Genomic DNA, 23,655 nt, shown 5'->3' on the forward strand with positions numbered 1-23,655 from the left:
GTGCCAGCGGGCACTCATGAAATCGGTCAGGGTAAAGAAGGAACTTTCATGCAGGATCAACGACCGCAAGATGCTAGTGGCTATGTCAACTTTATCAACTTGTTCAAACAGGCGGATCTGGAACAGGCAATGCTGTCGCACAAAGACAGTGACTCTTATCAGTCTGTGTGGCGTTATTACTTTGCCTGTGTCGGCTTGCTCGATTCCCCGCGCTTGCTCGAACCCCTGGCATTGCTCAAGCAGTCGCTGGGCCAGTTGATCGGAATGCCCCGCGTACGTCGATCTATCGAGGGTCAGATTGCACAACCGGCCGAAGCACACGCTAAGGGCTCATTGCCGCGTATCTACGACAATATTCAGGCCTTCGAGACCCGGCTGAAGAACACCCTTGCCTATGAGGCAAGTGCTGCAACGGCGATTGCGAAGAATATGCACTTTGTCTGGCTTGGTGGCGGTCTCGGCGCGATCCAGCATGACTATCTCAACCTGTGGAGACAGGTGTTGAGCGGACACGGCTACAGTCTCCATCTCTGGTATGACAGTGACGCACTACTGGCCTGGCAAACCAATAAGCTGATCGTCGAGGCTGCCAAGGCTGATGCGATGCAGCACGGCGGCAGCGCAAAGGTTTCCGAAGCCGAGCTGGGCACGCTGTACGAGGAACGGGCCATCGCCCTGAAGCAGCAGATGTTCATGCACATCAACGCGGCGCGGGAACGGGGGATGTCTGCTGATGAAGCGCGGGCCGACCTGTTGACTCGCGCCTATGGTCAGGATGCCGCGCATCTGGAAGGGCTGATCGAACAAAACCGGCGCAGCCTGCTGGATCTGGCGGGAAACGATCTGCAGTTGCGCGATCTGCATGACCTCGACACGCCGCTGCAATTGCAGGATATCTACGATCGCGAGACCCGGCTTCGGGGGAATCTGGCTGCCGCCTCCGATGTGGTCCGTGCCGAAGCTTTGTACAACGAGGGGGGCGGATATGCCGATGTCGATAACCTGCCGCCGCTGGTCAAGAACCTCGGGGGCGTCGACATCAGCTTGTTCGGCGGTGATGCGCGCCTTGGCGTCCTGCAACTGCTGCTCGACCACAACCCGCACTGGATGCCGGGACGCCAGGCACGGCGTGATGGTTACAGCGATTATCTGGGGCGAATTCCCGAGGAACACCGCTCCGCGCTGGATGCCTTTGCCCGGAAAAACCCGGTACTGAGCGAGGTATTTCAAGCTCCGGCCGAACTGCTCGCACGCCCACAGGCATTGCGTGCCGTTGCCGTGCAGAGCACGTTGAGCAACTCCTTCCTGGCGGCTCATGCGGGAGCGCCGATGCTCAAAAGTGTGATTGAGCGGTTTCGCTTTAATTACCAACTCATCGACCAGACGGCCCGCCTGGCAGAGAAACGCGGCGTTGCCTTGAGCGATTTCGACAACATGTCAGTGCTGTCGCGTGAGGTGCTCGAGCAGGCCTACGGCTCTTTCGCCGAGCTGTCGATGAGCGAAGATGTGGCGGCCAGCTATCTGGCTCTGGCAGTGGCGGGTTACTACAGCGACGGTATACGTGCGCAGAGCGAATGGACCATCTATCTGACCGGTCCGGCCGCAATGCGCGATGGCATGGCCGATTACCACCGGCACAACTTCGTCCCGCGAGAGGAAGAGCAACTGCGTCTGGAGGCGGCGATCGAGCCGCTCTGGATGATAAACGACAAGACCGAGGAGGAGCAGGACCATTCCTGGAAAGACAATGCCAGCGATGTTGAGCAATGGGTGCTCGACGAGCAGCAGCGCTGGCGGGAAGGGCAATTCAGCGCGCGTTACAATGGCGATATTGACGCGTTGCTCACGCAGCAGACTGTCATGTTCGAGGAAGGCTGGCCGGTTATCGAGGGTCGGCCAGTGTTGTTGGTGGATGTCCTGCAACGGATGATGGACAGGCTCGGAGAGCCATTTGTGGCAGCGATGAGGCGAGGCCATAACGGCCCGCTGGTTTTTCCGTCAGGTCCCGGGCTCGGTTTCGATGATCGCGAGGCTATAAAGGCTCAGCCCATTGACCTGCGAGCACCTGCGTCGCTCGGTGATGCGCAGACTCAGGGGCTGGCGCTGGATGAAGTACTGAGCGCTATTGCCGAGGGGACACTGGAGTTTTTCCAGGTCAGTGCCTTGCAGCGGGCGCTGCTGGGCCAGCTGTTGGGTGTGCGTTCACTGGATAATCAAAGCTTGAAGTCGGTCGTTGCCGACCTCGATAACCTCGCCAACAACGTCGCTGAAGTTGGGGCTTCAGTGCGTTATGCGGCTATTGAGCGCCATCTTTACCAGCAACGTGCAGCGGCGTTCATGGCCGGCCTCGCCAGTCATGCCGATCAGCCGCCAGTATCCTCGGGCAGCGCGCTGACGTTGAAACGAGCGGCGCTGTCACAGGCGCACACGCTGTTTCAATGGGGGCGTCATGTCGCCCATGTTCAAGAGGTGGCGACGCGAGAGCATCGTGATCAGGTGATCCTGCAGCTCGGTCAGGTGCTGGGTCAGATCGAGGCCAGTGAAGTCAAGCTTGTGCCTCAGGATCTGTTGCTTGCTGGGCCGGGTGACCCCGGTGCTCGCTGTTATCCGCTGGCATTGATCATGAGTGCGGCTCTTGAGCAGGGCGTAGCGGCGTCGCGAAGATTGCGCGAGCGCTTCTTCCTGGCGACCGCCGAGCCGCAACAAAATGAATCAGCGATGTTTCTGCGAGCGCTTGAGGAGTTGCGTGGCGTGCAGTTGCACGAAGTCGGCAGTCCCTTGGGGCGCGTTGATCTACAGCAGCTCGGCGCCACGCTTGAAGCGTACGAGAGCACTCGGACGCTGATGCTCAACTCCGACAACCACGCCATGCTGGTGGCGAAAACCTTTGATGGCGATCAGGCGACTTATCATTTCTACGATCCCAATTTCGGCGTGTTCGAGTTCAATCACCCTGCCCTGTTCCAGCATGCGTTGATCGACTTTTTCCAGGCGCAGGGCCTGGCGAAATATTATGTGGCCTATGGTGATGAAGCGCGCCCGACGTTTGATCTGATTGAGCTGCAAGGGCAGAAGATATCGGCCCAAGAGCTGTCCGACGGGTTTCGTGTCAGGCAGTTGCTGGAGTCCGACAATGTACTGCCGGAGTATGCGGGACGCCCGATTCGCCAGCGCCTGAACAGTGCGCGCGGTCAATCGCTGGTCAGCAATCCACATCTGGGACGCAGTCTGCGCGACCTCGACAGCCACTGGTGGGGGCAGCAGATCGCCCACGCGACTGACGCGTTGCAGGCATTGCACACCTCGGTGACACCGCTGGTGCCGTTGTTCGAAACCCTCACGATAACCCCCGACGGGAAGAACCGGATCTGGCTGATCGATCCTTTGCAAACAGAGCATGCAGTCGAGGTGACCAGCACGGATCATCGTCTGTTGAGAATCAAGAACTATCTGTCAGAGCTGTTTTCGACCCTTGGCACCAAGCCCGCGCCGGGGTTGGTTGAGGCTGACGCCGTTCACACCCTCAATACCGGGTTCACGATTCAGGCATTGATGAATGCCTTGCGCGGGCGGGAAGGTGACGACCGCACATTGACCACCGCCGTGCGGCTGCATGCCTACGTCAATTACGCACAGCTGGCGCACGGCAATATCACGGACGTTGCCGGCCTGATCAGCCTGATGAAAACAGCGCTGAATGAAGAGAAGGTCATCGCCCGCACTTGTGCGCCGGTGGTTGGCGAGGCGCTGGGACATGTTCTCAACGAAGGTGTGGGAATAATCCTCGGGCTGGCGAATGTCGGTTTCGACATTTATCAATTGACGATGGCGGACAACGAAATCGAGCGGGCGCAGTACGGCACGCAACTGGCCTTTGACTACACCAGCCTGGCATTGACTGCCGGTGGCATCGGTGCGGCAGCTGCGGGCGCCGCGACTGCAGCGGCAGTACTCGGTGGCGCCGGTGTGATTCTCGGCGGTCTGGCTGTCGGTGTCGCTGCACTGGCCCAGGGGTTCGCCAACATCGCGCAACAGGCTCAGGCGGTTGGGCTGTTTTTCGACAATCTGGAGACTGCCTATCGGGGTGTGGGTTATCGCTACGATGATGCTTTGGGTGGCTGGACTGCAAATCCTGCGATGATCGTGAAAACCCTGGATTTCAACCGCGCAACCCTGACGCTGGATAGCCCGAAACTGTATCGACTGCGTGATCATTTCGGGGTGCCGGATTTTAATCCGGACTACCAGAAAGCGCTCAATCTTCAACGCGAACTGGGATTACCTGGCACCATCAAGCTGGCGCTACCTGTGGGGCAACTCGTGGTGCTGCCATGCACGCCGCAAACGTGTTACGGCTATCTATACAAGGCGTTGCCTTTCTCTACCTTGCGCCACGACACCGGTTTCGACACAGCGCGGCGTCTGGAAAAAAAGGATCGGGAGGGGCAGTGGCAGTTTCTGTTTTCTTTCTACTCGTTTCCCACTCACTACATCGTTAATCGCCTGACGCCGGCGTATCGGCCAACTGTGATCGAGATTCTTCTGGACGCAAACGAGCGTGCGCTGGCAGTGCCGTTGGCGCCTGCGGACTGGCATGCGTTCCTGTCTTACCGGATTAAAGGTGGGGGTGCATCCTGCTCACTGATCCTCAATCGCGGAATCAATGTTGAGCTCGAGTCGCCCAGCTTGCAGTTATCTAGCTGGACGCTGGTGGCGACCTGGGCCACCGAGCGTGATGTCCAGGTATTGGTCGGCGGGGAAATCATTATTGGCGGCGTCAAGGTAACGTTGTCCGGCAAGGGGCGGCATGAAGTGCTGATCCGGCTGACCGACCGGCAGCTGTTCAGGGTCGATCGCGCTCGTGGCCAGTTGCTGATTCTCGAACAGACCGCACCAGCCGGTGAGGACGAACAGAGCTTGCTCAAACACTATCAGTCACTGGTAAGCGAACATCGGCTGGTCCTGCCTTACACACCGCTGCACAACTACCTGATCCCGTTCGAGTCCGCACACCAACCGCGTCACACCACCGCCTGGTACGACGCGGCCGGGGAGCGGTTTCTGTATATCCGCAATGAGCAAGTGTTGCAGGCCGATGAAGCATTACTGGCGGCTGTTGTCGACGGTTCGGCGTTCTTTTACGAACCTCAGAACTATGTGATCTGGCAGGTCGATGCCGTCAGCGGCCTGCTGCAATTCTGTTATCGGATGCTGGTGATGCACGGACAGTGCAGCATCCGCCGAATCGACGTCGACGACCAAGGTGTGATTCATATCGAGCAACAGTGGACGGGCCCTGATCAGAGCACCACGCAATTCAACTACCTGTTGCATGACGGTCAACTGCAGCTCACTTCGGTCACCCGTGACATGGACCGCGATTTGGGTAAAAGGGTCTTCGCCCAGCAGGCGCTAAAGGACTGGTCGCAGGTGCTCGGTAACTATGTGCCGTTGTCGACGGTGCCCGAGCGCGATGGGGTCGCCACGCTTGACTGGCAACCGGCTACTTACGTTTCAGTCTGCTGGGCGTTCGACCCGGACAAACGCGATCTGGTCTGGATCCGCAGCCGTGATCGCCTGTGCATTCATCCGTTTATTGCGGCCGGGTACGTTCGTGGCTGGAAAGACTCGATCAGCAAATTGGCCGATCTGCTGTTGTTACCGGCAAATGATCAACAGAACCTGTATTTCATTTACGACAGGGCGGCGCAGAAGCTTTGTCGGGTACAGCGAAGTTTGTCCGGCGCCGATCAGCGCTGGCCGTCGCAGTGGCGTCATCAGTGGGTAGAGCCGGCCGGACTCAAAGACGTGGTGGCAGTCGAGGGCGGCTATCTGGCGCTGACCGACGAAGGGCTGTTCTTCAATCTGACCGCAGAAGGTGAAGTGCAGCTGGGTGGGCTGAGTGAGGGCTGGCTCAAAGGACGGACACAGTGGTGGTCGGCGCTGGAGGAGCTGGCGCAGAAGTATCCGGTCAACAGCTTCGCCATTCTCGGCGTGCGCAACACAAGCGGTGAGCGCAACCTGTGCGCCTGGTACCTGGACAATCGCTTGTTGCTGTGCGATCTGGGCCACGACAAAGAAGTGCGTTTGCTCGGCGTTACGCCGGACAACAAGGCAGCGTGGCTGCTGGACGTTACCAGCGGTGAAATCTGGAACCAGACGTTCTTCGATAGCCGACAACTCGAGCAAGCATTTGGCAAGGGTCAACAATTATTGGCGGGCGACTGGTTGCCGGCACCGCAGGCCGAGTGGGACGACTGGCGGTTCGGTGGTGTGACCAATGAAGGCTCCGGCTTGCGCGGCATGTCGGTGGAAGGTGTATCACTCCAATTGCGCTATCAGGAGACGGAGCGGGTCATTGGCGTCGACCAGCGCTGGGCAAGGGCACACGCGGAGCATTTGCTCGAGTCGCTGCAAGCATTGCTGGAGATCGCCGAGCATGGTGAGTTCATCGCTGTGGAATCAGGGGCGGACGTTCTGCAATGGTATGACGTGGCCAACGCACGGATGATTCGAGTGGCCAGTCATGACCTGCCCGGCGACTGCGAACTGCTCGGCACCTGCTATGGCAACGTGCTGTTGCATGAACCCCGGGCACATCGCGTTTCTGTCTATCCCGGTCGCGACAGCATCGGTCCTTTTGACTATGTGCAGCGCAACGCCGAAGTGCTCGTGGTTGAGGGGCAGAACAAGGTCAACGACCTGCTGCCGCTGATCGCCGATGACGTAAGGCGTCTGGTTTTGCGCATGGGACAGGGCGGTGTGAGCTATCACCTGTCAAAAGCCTGCTGGTTGCGACTGGACTCTGTAATTGTCGATTGTCGGCCAGGCCCCGGCGAAAGTCCGGCGATTCCCGGCAAGTTGATCTGGGCCGTGGATGCGCCGGGGAAACTGCAACTGTCGGAGGTCGGCGAGCATTTGCTCATCGTTGATCCGGATCGCCAGCACAGCCTCATCCTGCGCGATGTGTGTTCGGTCGATCCAGCGTTGCGTGGCAACGTCTTCCTCGGGTTCGAAGGGCAAAATTCCTACCCGGTTTTCAGACTGGTGCAGTGGTTGCGGGGTGTTCCAAATGCCCAAACCGGGGCGACGCTCGAGCAGTTACTGCCTGTAGTTACAGCCTGAGGCGCAAGTGCAAGTTAGTTGATGGTTTCTGTTCGTTTTTAAACTGTTGCAATTGAATGGCGCTTGAAAGTAGCGCGATTAAATGTGATTTTTTAGATATGTAATTTTTTCTGAATGTCGTGATGATAAAGACCGTCTCGATATATATTCGCGTGAGAAAAGGATACTCAGTTGAATAGCAAGGATTATGGGTTGTTACCTGGTAGTGAGTTTTCAGCCGCTTTTAAACGGGCTGATCTGGAGTCCATTGCGGGGAATCTGGGCGATGACTTGGCGAGAGAACAGCTGCTGCGTTATTACAATGGCGCGGTTGCGGCTGCGGATTGGTCAGAACAACTGACAGCAATCAGATTGCTCAAGGAATTCGTCGAGTCGAATCTTTCTGATATTTCCGATGCTCATCTCAAAAAGCTCAGTGGAAACCTTACGGATTACCACGCCCGGTTAGCCACTACCGTGCACCTTCTGTCTTCAGGCAAACCGGTTGCGCGAAAGTTACACTTTGTCTGGGTAGGCGGAGGCATCGGAGCTATTCAGGGGGATTACATCAATGTCTGGAAACAGATGACCGACGCTGATGGATATCGTCTGAATCTCTGGTACGACAGCGATGGACTGCTTGCGCATGAAACCAACAAGATCATCGTCGAATCGGCCAAGGCTCAAGTCGCGAAGCTCGTTTCTGAAGATGCAGCGATGAAGTCAGCGAGGCTTGGCAAGCTATACGTTGAGCGCGCCCGCGTGCTTCGTCAGCAGATGTTCGAACATATCCAGAAAGCCACCGCGACAGGTGGCAGTGCCGACCAGGCAAGAATCAATCTGTTGGTCAGTGCGTATGGTCAGGATGAGGCCAGGCTCAATACGCTGAAGGCGCGCAATCTACAGTCCCTTGAAACTGTTGCAGCGAATGGCATTGCACTTCGGGATATCCGTAGCGAATTGTCCAATCAACCATTGTTCGAAATTTACGAACGAGAGCTGTCTTGTCGCGGCAATCTGGCGGCAGCGTCGGATATCACTCGACTGCAGGCGGTGCATTTCGAAAGCGGCACTTATCTGGATGCGGATTTGTTGCCGTCGTTACATAAAAATATCGCTGGCATGGATCTTTCCGGTTTTGACATCGAAACCCGGATGGGAATAACGCAGATTCTGCTCGACTCTAACCCGCAGATACTTCCGAATCGAAGCGCGCCGTATGCGGATTTACGCTTTAAGGTGCCGGAACACGTAAAGAACGCATTGATAGAGTTTGCCGGGACCGCACCTTCACTCAAGGATATTTTTGCACCGTTCAATGATGTCGTTGTTTCACAACACGGAGTGCGTGTAGGCAATAAAAATAGCGCCGATTTAAAAAGTAGCCCTTTCAATGGTCTTTCCAATGCAATGGTGAGTGGTCATGCCGGGTCTGCGGCAATTGTCGGAATCATCGATAAAATCCGCAGTAATTACACATTTCTGGATCGAGTGGAGGTGCTGGCTCGTCAGGGCAACATCTCACTGACAGATTCCGCAGCATTCTCCAATCTGATCATTAGCGAGATGGAGAAAATATATGGCTCGCTATCAACCTGGGGTGACGAGTTAATTGTTCGAAACAGGTTTTTGCAGGCTGTCGCTGAGTACGATGCCGACGGCATCAAGTTTGGTGCCCAATCGGCTATTACCATGAGTGGCCCGACGGCCGTTTCGCAAGGGTTGAGTGATTACGTCAACGAAAAAGCGCTTGCTGAAGCTCGTCAACAAATCAGTGACCGAGTCGATCTGCGTGACGGTTTCAATCTGGCCACCGAAGAGGAGACCCACCATAGCTGGAAGGACAACGCCAAAACCGAGTCCGCCTGGTTCGAATTGGAAACAACCAGAATTGCCGATGGTGCCTACAAAAACCGTTACCTGGGCAATGTGGATGAGCTGCTCAAAGGTCAGACTCTGACTTTCAAGCAAGGCTGGCCGGTCATGGAAGGCAAGCCCGTGTTGCTGACGTCAGTGCTGCAGCAACTGCTGGATAGCCTGGGTGAACCGTTCGTTCGTGCGATGAATGACCGATTGACTGGCGATATTGCGTTCAATGCTCCGTTCTCTGTCGATTTCGAAACACGTCAGCAGATTCTGCAGCAACCCACCGTCGAACTGCCGCCATCGACAGGCGCCGAGTCGCTGGGCAATTTGAACGAAGCGTTGGCGCGGATCGCGGCAGGCAAATTACCTGTGGATCAGTTGAGTCCGTTGCACCGTGTGATGTTCGGCGGCCTGTTTGGCGCTACGACACTGGATCAGAACGGGTTCGCCGACACCTGGAAAACCACCGTGGATTTTGCCGAAAAAACCCGTGATCGTGGGCTGTTCGCACGCTATGACGTCATCGAACAAACGCTGCTCAAACGTTATACCGCGCCAACGGAGTTCAGCACTTCGAGAGTCGGCACGGGTGAGAGTAACTCTCGGGTTCTCAAGGCGCAGGCATTTGCCAAGCCAATGAGCGTACGGCAATGGCGCGAACATTTGAGCCAGGTAGAAGCCGTGGCTAAAAAAGAACAACGGGCATCGATTCTCACGCGAGGCAATGCAGTACGCGAGCTGTTTTTCCAGGCCGGGGCCAGCTCGGCCAAACAGTTTCCGCAAGGGTTACTGGTGCAGGGCGCGGGGGACCCGGGGCGGCGCTGTTATCCGTTGGCGTTAGCCATGGCGGCGGCATTGGAAAAAGGCACCGCTGCAGAGCGCGCCCTGATCGGTAAACTGGCGCTTGCCAACATCGCCCCTGATTCCGCTGAAACCCATGCGCTGCTGCATGTGCTGGATGAGTTGCGTGGCATCCCGATGGCGCAGTTCGGCGAGAAAAGGTCGGCGGTGAATCTAGACGCAGTGATACAGGCGCTGGATGCAAAAACCAGCGGCGGCAGCTTGCTGCTCAATACCGAAAATCATTCGATGCTGGTGAGCAAAGTCGCGGGGGCCGATGAAACATCTTATCGGTTCTACGATCCCAACTTCGGCCTGTATGCGTTCAGTCGAATAGATGAACTGCACAAGGCTATCCAGGGCTTTCTGCAGGATGAGGTGGTATCCAGACTCTATGGAGTCGCAGATGGCTCCGGTGCCACTTTCGATGTGGTGGACCTCAACGGTGTGAACATTGCCGATACGGCATTGCCGTCCAAAGTCAGCGTCGGAAACCTGCTGAGCAACGACCCCGTTGCCGGCGTGACGCCTGTCGAACCCTGGCGCCATCATGCGCAGTTGCGACTGCGATCGCTGTCGGAGAACGCGCGTCTTGGTCAGGCGTTCGCCATTGCGGACGCCGGCAAGTGGACACGGATCATTAAAGGTGCCACCGATCAGTTGCATGAGAAACATCAACTGAGCCGTGACTTCGTTCCGGTGTTCGAATCTCTGAAACCCGCCGCGCAAGGGCGCAGTGAAATCACCCTGGTCAACGCGAAAGACCCGCAGCAGACGCGCACGGTGTTGACCGATGACAAGCGCTTGTCCGGGATCAAATCCTATCTGAGCGATTCCTTTGAAGAGTTGTCCGGTAGAGGTGCGGGTTCATCCGTAGTCGATCCGACCGATGTTGGTGCGGTGCACACACTCAATGCCGGTTTTGCCATTCAGGCGTTGTTGCTAGGGCTCAAGGAGGCGGAAAGCGCCGAGGGTTCGACGGCGTTGACGTCTGCGGTGCGCATTCATGGTTATCTCTCCTACGCGCAACTCGCTCACGGACTTGTGGCGGATGCGGTGCAATTGCTGGGACTGGTTCGTCATGCATTCACCGACAGTGTGCGTGTGGCCAACACCACCTCTGCAATTGTGGGCAATGCGCTGGGCAACGTATTGAACGAAGGTGTGGGGAATGCACTGCAACTGGCGAGTATCGGTTTCGACATCTATTTGTTGATCAACGCTGAAAATGATATCCAGCGCGCGGTGTTCGCCACCCAACTGGCTTTCGATACCGCCGGTCTGGCGCTGGGCGCCGGAGCGTTTGGCGCAAGTGCTGCCGGAGCGGCCACGGCGGCTGCATTTCTTGGCGGGGCCAGTGTCATTCTGGGTGGACTGGCTATCGGTATCGGTGCATTGGTCGAAGGTTTCAGCGCCAGAACAGAGCGTGGGAAGCAGATCGGCAGGTATTTGAATCGGGTCAACGAGGCCTATCGTGCCAAGGGCTACTCGGTAAGGGGAGATACCCTTTTTGCCAACCCTCACGCCGTTTATTCACAACTGAATCTGCGCAAAGGAACGATTACCTTTGGCAGCCAGAAAATCTTCGCGGCAGACGACTACTCCGATTTGCATCCACCCAAAATCGACCCGGACCGCGAGCATGCATTCAGCATTCGAGAAGCGCTCGATCTGCCGGAAAAGTTTGCCATCAGTGACAAAATAAACGTTGAAAGCGTTGTGTTGCCGAGCCTGCCGGATTGCTTCCTGGCCTATGAGTTTGGCGGGTTGCCTTTCTCGACAACCCTGCGCGAGGACCTGGAGACGGCACTGGCTCTTGAGCATGACCGTTACGGCAAGCGGCAATTCTGGTTCTCCTTTTACAAAGTGCCCACCGAATACATCATTGAAAAAATGGTGCCGAACTACGTGGCAACTACGGTCAGCGTAGTACTGGGCACGCAACACCGTTTTCTGCATGTACCCACCTTGCCGGGAGAAGTGCACGGTTACCTTTCTTACGACATCGATGCATTGGGCGGGCACTGTTCGGTCACGTTGGCCGAGGGCGTCAAGTCTTTGCGTTTGCGAGTCTCGACTGGTGAAGCGATGACCTGGTCATTACGCGCAGCCTGGTTGAATAAAAGTGGCGTGAAAATCGAGGGCGACGTCCTGCAACTGGGCACGATAAATGTGCAGGTGCCAGACAAAAGCGTTGTGTTTGTGCAACTCGACGGACATTCGTACCAGGTGGACTGGGCAACTGGAACCCTGTTGCTCACTGAGCTGGAGGCCGGCCCAGATGAAGACGGCCCGATGACACGCCAGCGGGTGCGCGAACTTGCACGTTCCAGCCATCTGGCGGATGGCCCCACGGTCATTCGCAATTACCCGGATGCCCTGACTGGCGTGCGCACCAGCGCCTGGTATGACCGAGGTGAAGATTCTTTCCTGTTGGTTCGCGGGCTGGACCCGAAACATGCCGCGGATATTTGCATGGGCCCCAGGATTGGCCAGAACATTTACTACTACTGCCCCGCTGATGCATTGATCTGGCGCGTTGATGTAGTCACCGGGAACATCAGAAGTGTTTTCCAGCTGGTGCGTACGGAATTGAAAGCCTGGATTACCTCGATCCAGGAGATGCCGGGCGGTTTGTTGCAGGTGGTCCGGCGCATCGAACTCGACGAAGACGAGTTCGTGAAAATGACTTACCTGATCGAAGAAGATGAACTCTCGATTACTGGTGTGTCCGGTCATCTCAGCTATCACGAAGGTCGGGAGATTCGAAGTGGGACGGTCTTCCTGGACGATTTCCTCTCGTGGTACCGGTTGATTCCGGCAGCGTCAGGCGTTAACGACGAACACGTGACAAGTGCCGGTTGGTCCAGGTTCATTACCGTTGATTACATGGACTACAGCTCGAATGCGTTCAGCCGGGTCTGGGTGCGTAGCGACGACGGACGGGTTTTTAGGCCGATGCTCAAAGAGGGGAACAGCAACGCCGACGCCTTCGATTGGGCTCTTCTGGATCCACAGCAGCCAGAACGCGATACGGTTCTGTTCCATCACTTGCGTCATCGTCTCCTTTATCGACAGCGCATCAGTGCACAAGATCAGTCCTCGGTAATTTTTGCCCAATCCATCTTGTCGCTCGAGGTGCAGCAAATTCATCGCCGAGGCCGGCAATACATTGCATTGACTGACGAGGGCATGGTGTTTCGCCTGAATGGCGCGGGTGAACGACATTTGGCAGGCCTCGGTAATGATTGGCTATTCGCCCGCCAAGAGCGCTCAGGCAGCAGTTTTCGTTGGTGGGATTCGGTCCTTGGCACTGCCGCAATGTGGTCCGCCGGGGCTGTGGAGGTCGGTGGCATCAGCGCTGCTTCGAATCACTCGCCGCTCTATGTCGTGTGTCTCGATCAGCAACTGCTTATCGCCGACACAGCGGGGAAAAGCTTTGGGCTTTTGCGGCAGACCGTGGACAAGAAAGCCGTGTTAATGATCGATTGGACGACTGGGGGGATCTACCGACAAGCATTCATGACTCCCGAAAGCTTGTCCGCAGCATTTGGTGCGGGAACCCGTCTGTTACGGGCTGACTTGATCCCGCCAATGCAGAGGTTGCTGCCGCAGCGCACGTTTGCCTGGGCGGTGCCTCATGCATCCGGTCTGCGCGCCAGGGCACATGACCACGTATTGTTCGACCTGTTCGAAGGTGAGCCTGCGCGCATTGTCGGTGTGGAAAACGAGTTCTTCGACGGCGTGGATTCGCTACAGGCGCGGGAACGGAAGCTGGCGCAACTGGTGGCGGGTCAGCATTGTGCCCCGTATCTGACGGCAGGCAGGGTCGATGATCTTTGCAGTTGGTATGACGTCGACGCCGGCCGCTTGCTCAGTGCAACGGCGCCAGGTGAAGACTTGCCTGGCTACGTGGGCGTCGCCAACGGTCAAACCCTGGTGTTGCATGACCCGCAGAGCCGGCAGCTGTTCAGCAATCGCAGTGAAGATGGCAAGCTCAGTGACGTATGGATGACTGCGCAAACAGTCAGCCGGATAGCCAATACGCTAGTCATCGAAAGCGGTCAGTCATTGGGTCGAATTGCGCCGATTCCGGACGGCGTTGATACGTTGATCCTGAGATATGCGGTGGATGGAGCCGACTTTTTTATCGACCAGAGGACCTGGGCACGACTTGATTGCCTGATTGTCGATTTCGATTTTCCGAACGCGTTAAGAAGTTATCTGTCGTTCAAGTTGGGGTCGATGGAGCATTGGCTGGTCACGCAGCAGGATGGGCACTTGCTGCTGACGGACGCAGACACAGGGCGCAGTATCGTCTTGCGCAATGTCGCGGCTATCGGCGCAGAGTCTCGAAAGAAGGTGGCATTCAGTATCCCCTTGGCCGGAGAGCTCGCGCTGACGATCGATCTGGATCAGTTGATGACAGCATTACAGGAGGAAACGCCGAGTGAGCTCGGTGAGCTGTTCTCTGGGTCCATCAATGTGTAAAGCGGTAGTTCAGCGTCGGCGGGATTAGTTGTAAGGGCTGCGGATCAGATCATCCGCAGCCCTTTATCGCTTTCAGGAAACCAGGTAGCCCTTCACCCCGGTAAAGATGATCTGCGCCGCCAAGGCGCAGACAAACAATCCCATCAACCGACTGACGATCTGCAAGCCCTGGTCGCCGAGAATCCGTTCGATGTGATTGGACAGGTACAGCACCACCCCAACGGTGAAACTGGCCAGGGCGATACTCATGATCGCGGTCAGTTTGTCATCCCAATGCGGTTGGCTGATACCCATCACCAGCAGTGCACCGATAGTCCCCGGGCCAACGGTCAAGGGGATGGTCAGCGGCACGATTGTCACATCCTGCTGCACGTTGTCACTTTGCACCACAGGCTTGCCTTGGGCCATGCCCAGCGCCGAGATGAACAGCACGCTGCCGGCACCGATGCGGAATGCGTCTGCGGTAATCCCGAACACGTCGAAAATCACCCGGCCAAACAGATACAGCAGAACGCTGGAGACCAGTGTGGCGATGGCCACTTTCCAGGCCAGGCGCCGCTGTTCCTTGCGCGAGTAGCCACGGGTCAGGCTGATAAAGCAGGACAACACGAAGAACGGGCTGTAGAGCACCAGCATCTTCAGGTAAACGCTGAACAACACGTGGAGCATGGTCATGTCTCGCCGGGAAGGAGAATGGGGATGGAGTCTATCAGCGCTTTACGGGTTGGGGTATCGACTTTTAAAGGCCGGTTGTTGTTGGTTTAGTTGCTGGTTTAGTTGTTTGTTAGTTGTGGGGTTTGTTGGTTTGGTAATTGATGTTGCATGTTTTGATTTGTGGAGTGCTGGTGTCTTTGGTTATGGTTGTTTTCGCAAGTTAATGAAGGCTTGCTTAAATGATCGTAAGGAATTCAAAGTGAAAGATCCCGTAATGCAGAAACTCTATGTCGCCAATTGCATTAATGCTCTGCATCAATATGAAATTGATGAGGCTCCAACTATTCAACGTCGCGCTGCTGCCTTGAGCTTTAATTCGAGTGACGCCGTGGAAGCACCGACAAAGGCGGCGGTTGTCGGCGAAGGACTTTTGGCTTTTTCTGCTCATCTGACGGATGACAATCGGACCGACGCACAAAATGCCTTTCTTTTCGCAACACTGGTAGCCAACAAGAAATTCCCGCTCGAAAGCCAGGGCCTGGAGTGGTATCTGTTGTTCCGCGAGGTCATGACCAACTCGGGCTGGACGCCTGTTTCCAAGTACTTCACCGATCTGGAGGTTGCGGGCACCAGCGTGCGGATGGATAAGCTGGTCCTGGACATTCTCGGCTCGGTGGTAGCGGGTCTTGCGGTGCCTGGCCCTGCAACTGCGTTGATGCTGAAGGCAGCGGGCGACGCCATCGCCGCTCTGGAAAAACGTGACACCGCATTGACTCTGTATGAGCGCAATCTGCTGAACCACGGCGTTGGTGGCATCACCGCTGGCGTCTGTACCGAAGTGAACGGCGAAGCCATCATGGCCGTCGGTGCTGTACGTTTTCTGCGTCGCAATACGTCCACTAAAGTTATGTTTATCGATGTAGACGTTCGCAATGTCAAGTTGTACAAAGGTGAAACGATATTTGCCAAGAATACCGAACTTGCTAATGCGTCTCGTCAGTCGATCAGGACCAAACTGGGCCTGAATGTTGTATCGAAAATCGAAGAGTATGAGATCTGATTGACAAAAAAGGGCAGTCGTCGCGACTGCCCTTTTTGTTAGGGGGGATAATATGGATGATGATTATTTGGTTTTGGTTGTCGGGGTTTGCGTACTGATTATTCCCGATGGTAAGCAGCGGGAAACTTATAACGATCTAGTCAATTCAATTCTATTGGCGCAACTGGTTGCCAATAAAAAAAGTGAAAAATCGCTGTCCCTGGATTGGTACGATACGTACGTGAGTGTCCTCGATGATTTCTGGTTGCGCCATCAGAAGTCGAAGCAGGAATGGCAGGTCAGCAACCCGGAAAACAGATCCGCGCTGGAGTTTTTTAATGCAGCGTTGAGCAGTGATGCAATGCCTGAAACGCGGATAATGGGTGCGGTTCTGCAGCGAATTGCAAGAATGCCCGGCGACGAACCCGCCATCCAGCGATTGCGCAGTTTCATGAACATATCGTCTGCGGCCGGGGCGGACAGCGTGCCAGCGTCGTTGGCAAAGGTGCAGTTAATGGTGACTGTCGCGAATGCTGTCGATTCGTTCGCAAGCGCGTTTGTTGAGTTCAAGACGTCACTTGAGTTAAACCCGAATCCATTTCAACAGGTGTATCAATCCGCAGATGTTCGAGGCTTGGTCCAAGCGCACCACGCCTGGGCAAGTCTGTCCGAAATTCGCTACAGCGGCGCGCGCGAAGCCATTGCCAGGAAAGTCAGGGACAAGCTTGCGGACAGCGTGGCAGTGCTGAATCTGCCCAGGGAAATTGCGCTATGAAGGACTTGATTGCACCGCAGGCTGCGGTAGTGGGCGGCAGCGTCGTGGCTTTTGCCAGTGGCTTGCCAGCGACCCATCGAGACGATATCTATATGAGCACAGCCTATGCGCAAAAAGCGACGCGCGCGGCGTTCGATGACGGGCTATCGGGGGACTGGTTCGAGTACTACAGGAATGTCCTGAAATTTGTTGGATGGGACGTGCCGAAACCGCAAACCTTGACACAGTCGCGCAACAGTCTGATGGCTGGTCAGGCAACGCAGCGTATCGCGACGGCATGGGGTGAGCAGTTCAGCGAACCTATGCGGCGTGCGCTGCGGGTGATGGAACATAATGCATTGGCGCTCAAGCTGTTCGAGTCCACTTGTCTGCGCGCCAATGTCGGTTCTTTTCAAATGATCCCCTGCGTGATGAGCGGCCCGAACAAAGTGGAAATGGGCATCTATCATCGTCAGTTCCAGATCGAGAGACAGGCCAGCGGGTTTCTGTTCAGCAAGGATGAAACACTTATCCACAACAGTGTTGAACAGATTGCTGCCATCACCTTCAACACGCTGCATTACGCCCAGTTTCGCGAGAAAGTGAAAAAATCCGTCATCACCGGCTCGTTCAAATACATTGATGGCCTGGAAATCTGATCGAATAACAATACGACCTTGTTCAGAAGGTCGATGCCGTCCGGTTCTGCTGATCGCGCTGGGCCACCCAGTGTTCGATCAGCTCGCGCAGTTGCGACAGCTCCACCGGTTTCGCCATGTGGCCGTCCATGCCCGCCTGACGTGCACGCTCTTTATGCTCGGCGAGGATGTGCGCGGTCAACGCTACGATCGGTGTACGGATACGCTGGTTGCTGACTTCCCAGGCGCGCAGTTGCTGGGTCGCCGAGAAACCGTCGAGGATCGGCATTTCGCAGTCCATCAGCACCAGATCGTAACGCTGCGCCTTCATCGCCTGCAGGGCCTCTTCGCCGTTGCTGGCGGTGTCGGGTTGCAGGTTGAGCTTGCCGAGCATGCCGCGAATCACTTTGGTCGAAATTGTGTTGTCTTCGGCGACGAGGATGCGGAAGTCGCTCGGTACTTTGGCTGCCGTGGCCGGGGTGACCACTTGCGGCTGGAACACCACCTGGCCTTTGTTGCGCTGGTTCAGTTCATCCGCCAGCGTGGTCTTGAGCGTGTAGCCGGCGACCGGTTTGGCGAGGATGCGCTTGATGCCCGAGTTGCGCGCGATGATCTTGCTCGGCGCGTTGCTGATACCGGTGAGCATGATCAGCAGAATGTCGTGGTTCAGGCTTGGATCTTCCTTGATCTTGGCCGCCAGTTGCATGCCGGTCATGCCCGGCATGTTCTGGTCCAGCAACACCACATCGAAGTAATCGCGCAGGTGTGCCTTGGTACGCAGCAGTGCCAGCGCTTCCTTGCCGGATGGCACGGCGCTGACGTTCAGGCCCCACGCACTGCATTGCTGGACCAGCACCTTGCGGCAGGTGTCGTTGTCATCGACTACCAGCACGCGCGCACCTTGCAGCGGACTGTCGAGATCGGAGGTCGGGTGTTCGAGGCGATCCGGATCCAGCGGCAGGGTCAGCCACAGCGTGCTGCCCTGACTGGCACCACTCTTGATGCCGAATTCGCCCTGCATCAAACGAATCAGTTGTCGCGCGATGACCAGCCCGAGATTGCCGCCCAGGCGATTCGCCGAGAGAAAGTGTTTGCTGTGCAGTTCGGCGTGCATCAGCGCGTCGCGTTCTTCCTGCTCCATCGGCGCACCACTGTCCTGCACGGCGATGCGCAGGCGCGGTTTGCTGCTGCGTTCGTCAAGCGCGACAACAATCAGCACTTCGCCTTCAGCGGTTTTCTTCAGGGCATTTTCCAGCAGACTCAGCAGGGTCTGGCGCAGGCGTGTCGGGTCGCCACTGATTACGCGCGGCACTTGCGGCTGGATAAAGCTGATCAGCTCGACGTTCTGTTGTTCGGCCTTGGCGCGGTAGATGCTCAGGCAGTCATCGATCAAGGCATTGAGGTCGAACTGCACGTCGTCCAGTTCGATCTGCCCGGATTCGAGCTTGGAGATGTCGAGGATCTCGTTGATCAGCGTCAGCAGTTCGTTGCCGGCGCTGTGGATGGTCTGCACGTAGTCGCGTTGCTTGACCGACAGCGGCGTACCCAGCAGCAGTTCGGTCATGCCCAGTACGCCGTTCATCGGCGTGCGGATTTCGTGGCTGATCTTGGCGAGGAACTCGGCTTTGGCGTTGATCTCGGCATTGCTTGCGGCGAGATCGCGGCTGACGCTGAAACGGCTTTCGGTGATGCTGCGCTGACGCTCGCCGAGGGCGATGCTCATCAGCAGGCCGCTGATGCAGATGAATGCCATCAGGGTCATGATCAAGCCTTGCGGAGAGACCAGTGTCAGCCCCAGCAAGGCAGGAAGAATGATCAACGTGCCGATGTTGAACACCACCATCGCCGCGACGAACAGACGCGCCGGACGATAACCCTTCTGCCAGTGATAGAACGCGACAACCAGCATGCTCAGGCCGGCCAGTGCCACCAGTGCATAAGTGATGATGTTCAGCGGCAGGGTGTTGACGAACAGCAACAACAGGCTGCAGGTCACGATAAACAGAATGTCACCCAGCAACAGTTTGTTCAGCGGGTGCGGGCCGAGCGGGGCGAAAAAGCGATAGGCGAACATCAACCCGGCTGGGGCGGTCAGCAACAGTGCCAGATAGGCGCCCGGCGTCTGCACCGCGTGCCAGTTCGGCAGCCAGGGGCCGGCGAGGTTGAGCAGCAGCAACAGACTGAGGCCCAACAGGCCTTCGCAGACCGCCAGCCACAGGCTACTGCGCGACCGCGAGTAGGCGTAGCGCACAAGATTGTGCAACAGCAGCATGGCGAGACAGCCGAACAGCAAACCGAAGACCAGCGTCTGATTGTGGTTGGCTGCGCTCATCACCGCCGATTGCAAGGTGACGTGCGGGCGCAATTGATGGTCAGACACCAGACGCAGATAGACATCGAGGGGTTTGTCGCTCTGCGGCAGTGGCAGCATGAAGTCGCTGCTCGGCAACGGTCGTTCGGCCTGTGGCTGATCGGTACCGGTGTTGAGTTGCTCGATCAGCTTGTCGCCGTCCAGCACGTAAAGGTTGAGCTGTGACAGATCGGGAGCAAAGATGCGCAGCACTTGCTCGTGCTTGCCCGGCGCCAGTTTGAAGCGCAGCCACAGGGCGCCGTCGGGCTCGGACGCGGTGAGGCGGTCAAGGTCGATGGGGCTGAATTGATTGGTGTAGCGAGCGGAGCGGATGTCGCTCAGTTGCAGATTGCCCTGATCGTCGAGCAATACCGACCAGCCACTGCCTTGCGCGGCCTGGGCCGGGAGCATGCAGAGCAAGGTCAGCATCGTGACGGTGAAGCTTATGGCAATCCTGAGCCAGCGCACGGCGAAATCCCTTCGTAGGTTGATGCCAGAATATAACGATGCGCGGCGGCGGAACAGCCCGGCGAGGAGCGGTATCCCTCGCCGGGTTTGATCGACAGCTTATTCCTGGGTTTCGCCACGTTCACGGGCAATGGCGCGGTAGCCAATGTCCTTGCGGTAGAAGCAGCCTTCCCAGTCGATGGCCGCTGCCAGCTTGTAGGCTTGCTGTTGCGCTTCGCCGACGCTGGCGCCCATTGCGGTGGCGCAGAGTACGCGACCACCGGCAGTGACGACCTGGCCATCTTGCAGCGCAGTACCAGCGTGGAAGACTTTGCCTTCCAGCTTCGCTGCCGCGTCCAGACCATTGATCGCTGCACCCTTGGCGTAATCGCCAGGGTAGCCGCCAGCGGCTAGCACGATGCCCACGCTCGGACGTGGATCCCACTGTGCTTCGACCTTGTCCAGCGCTTGCGCCAGCGCGGCTTCGACCAGCAGCACCAGGCTCGATTGCAGGCGCAGCATCACCGGTTGGGTTTCCGGATCGCCGAAGCGGCAGTTGAACTCGATGACTTTCGGGTTACCGGCCTTGTCGATCATCAGACCGGCATAGAGGAAACCGGTGTAGACGTTGCCTTCTTCGGCCATGCCGCGCACGGTCGGCCAGATGACCAGATCCATCACGCGCTTGTGCACGTCGGCGGTGACCACCGGGGCAGGGGAGTAGGCACCCATGCCGCCAGTGTTCGGGCCGCTGTCGCCGTCGCCAACACGTTTGTGGTCCTGGCTGGTAGCCATCGGCAGCACATTCTTGCCATCGACCATGACGATGAACGAAGCTTCTTCGCCGTCGAGGAACTCTTCGATCACCACGCGCGAACCAGCGTCACCGAAAGCGTTGCCGGCGAGCATGTCGCGCACAGCGTCTTCGGCTTCGGCCAGGGTCATGGCGACGATCACGCCTTTACCGGCGGCCAGGCCATCGGCCTTGATCACGATCGGTGCGCCTTTTTCACGCAGATAAGCCAGCGCTGGCTCGATCTCGGTGAAGTTCTGGTAGTCGGCGGTCGGGATCTTGTGGCGTGCGAGGAAGTCCTTGGTGAAGGCTTTCGAGCCTTCCAGCTGTGCAGCGCCGGCGGTCGGACCAAAGCAGTCCAGGCCACGCGAGCGGAACAGGTCAACGACGCCAGCCACCAAAGGCACTTCCGGGCCGACGATGGTCAGGGAAACGTTTTTCTCGGCGAAGTCGGCCAGTTGCTCAAGGGCCAGCACGTCGATGGCGACGTTCTCGCACTTGGCTTCGATGGCGGTGCCAGCATTGCCCGGTGCAACGAACACCTTCTGCACGCGTGGATCCTGAGCCACTTTCCAGGCCAGGGCGTGTTCACGGCCACCGCTGCCAATGATCAAAACATTCATTTCAAAAACCTCGGATGACGCTAATTCTGTTGAGCGCCGCAGGGACGCTTTTCTGTAGGAGTGAGCCTGCTCGCGATTGCGGTGTGTCAGTCACTGCAGCTTTGACTGACCAATGGCTATCGCGAGCAGGCTCACTCCTACAGTGGATCGTGTGATTAGTGACGGAAGTGGCGCATGCCCGTAAAGACCATGGCGATGCCGGCTTCGTCAGCGGCGGCAATCACTTCAGCATCACGCATCGAACCACCCGGCTGGATCACCGCAGTGATACCGACCTTGGCCGCGTTGTCCAGGCCGTCGCGGAACGGGAAGAACGCGTCGGAGGCCATCACCGAACCAGCAACTTGCAGGCCTGCGTGCTCAGCCTTGATCGCGGCAATACGCGCCGAGTTTACGCGGCTCATCTGGCCAGCGCCGACACCGATGGTCTGACGGTTTTTGGCGTAGACGATGGCGTTGGACTTAACGTACTTGGCAACTTTCCAGGCGAAGATCAGGTCGTGGATTTCCTGTTCGGTCGGCGCGCGCTTGGTCACGACTTTCAGGTCATCGGCGCTGATCATGCCAATGTCGCGGCTCTGTACCAGCAGACCACCGTTGACGCGCTTGTAATCCCACGCCGCAGCGCGGTCAGCTGACCACTCGCCGCAGGCCAGCAGGCGCACGTTGGCTTTGGCCGCGACGATGGCGCGGGCTTCTTCGCTGACGCTTGGAGCGATGACCACTTCAACGAACTGACGCTCGACGATCGCTTTGGCGGTCTCGGCATCCAGTTCACGGTTGAAGGCGATGATGCCGCCGAATGCCGACTCGGTGTCGGTGGCGTAAGCCAGTTCGTAGGCCTGACGAATGCCGCCTTCGGCGTCCGGGCTCACTGCCACGCCGCACGGGTTGGCGTGCTTGACGATGACGCAGGCTGGCTTGACGAAGCTCTTCACGCATTCCAGCGCGGCGTCGGTATCGGCCACGTTGTTGTACGACAGCTCTTTGCCTTGCAGTTGGGTCGCGGTGGCGATGCCGACTTCGGCAGGCTTGGCTTCCACGTAGAACGCCGCGCTCTGGTGCGGGTTCTCGCCGTAGCGCATTTCCTGGGCCTTGATGAACTGGCTGTTGAAGGTGCGCGGGAATTCGCTGCGGCCTTCAGTGCTCAGGGTTTCAGCCGCTTGATTCACGGTGCCCATGTAGTTGGCGATCATGCCGTCGTAGGCCGCAGTGTGTTCGAACGCCTTGAGCATCAGGTCGAAACGCTGAGCGTAGGTCAGGCCGCCGGCCTTCAGGCCTTCGAGCACGCTGGCGTAATCGCTGGCATTCACCACGATCGCTACGTCTTTATGGTTTTTCGCTGCCGAACGAACCATGGTCGGGCCGCCAATATCGATGTTTTCGATGGCGGTCGGCAGGTCGCAGCCTGGCTTGTTGATGGTGGCTTCGAACGGGTAGAGGTTGACTGCAACCAGATCGATTGGCTTGATGCCGTGCTCGCTCATGATCGCGTCGTCAATACCGCGACGACCGAGGATGCCGCCGTGGATTTTCGGGTGCAGGGTTTTCACCCGACCGTCCATCATTTCGGCGAAACCGGTGTAATCCGCGACTTCCACTGCGGCAACACCGTTGTCGCGCAGCAGCTTGAACGTCCCGCCGGTGGAGAGGATCTCGACGCCCAGAGCTTCGAGCTCCTTGGCGAATTCGAGGATCCCGGTCTTGTCGGAAACGCTGATCAAGGCGCGGCGGATCGGCAGGCGGGTAGTCTGGTCGGTCATCTCAATTTCCATCAAAAGCAAAGGAAGTCAGCAAAAAAGGCGACCGTTTTTTACGCGGGCGCCTTTCTGGTTTGATTGAATGCTTACAGCAGATCGTACTGATTGAGTTTCTTGCGCAGCGTGCCGCTGTTAAGTCCCAGCAGCTCACTGGCCTTGGTCTGGTTGCCCTTGACGTAGTTCATCACGCTTTCGAGCAGGGGAGCCTCGACTTCGGAGATCACCAGGTTGTACACATCCGTGACGGACGCGCCCTCAAGGTGGGCGAAATAATTGTGCAGCGCCTTCTCTACACT

At 57.4% G+C, this 23,655-nt stretch carries 10 protein-coding genes; 5 read left to right on the top strand and 5 right to left on the bottom strand.

All coding sequences use genetic code 11. The features are described 5' to 3' along the window. Positions 1–48: 48 nt before the first annotated feature. Both ACIPIZ_RS18345 and ACIPIZ_RS18350 read left to right on the top strand, forming a co-directional pair. Complete coding sequence (locus ACIPIZ_RS18345) at positions 49–7,125, top strand: TcdA/TcdB pore-forming domain-containing protein (protein WP_401166527.1); 7,077 nt, start codon at positions 49–51, stop codon at positions 7,123–7,125. 171 nt (positions 7,126–7,296) lie between these two features. Further along, positions 7,297–14,301: a TcdA/TcdB pore-forming domain-containing protein gene (locus ACIPIZ_RS18350; protein WP_401166530.1), complete on the top strand. Its 7,005-nt coding sequence runs from the start codon at positions 7,297–7,299 to the stop codon at positions 14,299–14,301. Positions 14,302–14,373: 72 nt separating this feature from the next. Here ACIPIZ_RS18350 and ACIPIZ_RS18355 read toward each other — a convergent pair whose 3' ends face one another. After that, positions 14,374–14,970 (bottom strand): MarC family protein, encoded by a 597-nt coding sequence (locus tag ACIPIZ_RS18355; RefSeq protein ID WP_064388829.1) that lies wholly within the window; start codon positions 14,968–14,970, stop codon positions 14,374–14,376. Between the two features lie 4 nt (positions 14,971–14,974). Between ACIPIZ_RS18355 and ACIPIZ_RS18360 the strand changes: the two genes are divergently transcribed. From ACIPIZ_RS18360 to ACIPIZ_RS18370, 3 genes are read left to right on the top strand one after another with little or no spacing between them, the layout of a single operon-like run. Next, positions 14,975–16,015 (top strand): hypothetical protein, encoded by a 1,041-nt coding sequence (locus tag ACIPIZ_RS18360; RefSeq protein ID WP_401166533.1) that lies wholly within the window; start codon positions 14,975–14,977, stop codon positions 16,013–16,015. A 52-nt stretch (positions 16,016–16,067) separates the two neighbouring features. Beyond that, positions 16,068–16,769, top strand: coding sequence for a hypothetical protein (locus tag ACIPIZ_RS18365; RefSeq protein ID WP_064388748.1), 702 nt, complete (start codon positions 16,068–16,070; stop codon positions 16,767–16,769). After that, positions 16,766–17,407, top strand: a complete 642-nt coding sequence (locus ACIPIZ_RS18370) for a hypothetical protein (protein ID WP_064388749.1) — start codon at positions 16,766–16,768, stop codon at positions 17,405–17,407. The genes ACIPIZ_RS18365 and ACIPIZ_RS18370 overlap by 4 nt, the downstream gene beginning before the upstream one ends. A 22-nt stretch (positions 17,408–17,429) precedes the next feature. On the opposite strand, the gene ACIPIZ_RS18375 is transcribed toward ACIPIZ_RS18370, so the two are convergent. The 4 genes from ACIPIZ_RS18375 to fis all read right to left on the bottom strand — a co-directional run. Beyond that, on the bottom strand, positions 17,430–20,204 hold the full coding sequence (locus ACIPIZ_RS18375) for a hybrid sensor histidine kinase/response regulator (RefSeq protein WP_064388751.1): 2,775 nt from the start codon (positions 20,202–20,204) through the stop codon (positions 17,430–17,432). Positions 20,205–20,303: 99 nt separating this feature from the next. Beyond that, entirely contained in the window at positions 20,304–21,599 is a 1,296-nt protein-coding gene (gene purD / locus ACIPIZ_RS18380) for a phosphoribosylamine--glycine ligase (RefSeq protein ID WP_122661032.1), read from the bottom strand. A gap of 155 nt (positions 21,600–21,754) precedes the next feature. After that, positions 21,755–23,362 (bottom strand): bifunctional phosphoribosylaminoimidazolecarboxamide formyltransferase/IMP cyclohydrolase, encoded by a 1,608-nt coding sequence (purH, locus tag ACIPIZ_RS18385; RefSeq protein ID WP_401166538.1) that lies wholly within the window; start codon positions 23,360–23,362, stop codon positions 21,755–21,757. An 83-nt stretch (positions 23,363–23,445) separates the two neighbouring features. Further along, the coding region (gene fis / locus ACIPIZ_RS18390; protein WP_401166541.1) for a DNA-binding transcriptional regulator Fis at positions 23,446–23,655 on the bottom strand (210 nt) is incomplete at its 5' end.

This window comes from Pseudomonas sp. NPDC087690, assembly GCF_044743175.1.
In the GTDB taxonomy this organism is placed as follows: Bacteria; Pseudomonadota; Gammaproteobacteria; order Pseudomonadales; family Pseudomonadaceae; genus Aquipseudomonas.

Excerpts from the sequence above, each read along its gene's own strand:
- ACIPIZ_RS18345 (WP_401166527.1), top strand. The coding sequence starts at position 49 with ATGCAGGATCAACGACCGCAAGATGCTAGTGGCTATGTCAACTTTATC.
- ACIPIZ_RS18355 (WP_064388829.1), bottom strand. The coding sequence starts at position 14,970 with ATGCTCCACGTGTTGTTCAGCGTTTACCTGAAGATGCTGGTGCTCTAC.
- ACIPIZ_RS18360 (WP_401166533.1), top strand. The coding sequence starts at position 14,975 with ATGTCTCGCCGGGAAGGAGAATGGGGATGGAGTCTATCAGCGCTTTAC.
- ACIPIZ_RS18365 (WP_064388748.1), top strand. The coding sequence starts at position 16,068 with ATGGATGATGATTATTTGGTTTTGGTTGTCGGGGTTTGCGTACTGATT.
- ACIPIZ_RS18370 (WP_064388749.1), top strand. The coding sequence starts at position 16,766 with ATGAAGGACTTGATTGCACCGCAGGCTGCGGTAGTGGGCGGCAGCGTC.
- purD (WP_122661032.1), bottom strand. The coding sequence starts at position 21,599 with ATGAATGTTTTGATCATTGGCAGCGGTGGCCGTGAACACGCCCTGGCC.
- purH (WP_401166538.1), bottom strand. The coding sequence starts at position 23,362 with ATGACCGACCAGACTACCCGCCTGCCGATCCGCCGCGCCTTGATCAGC.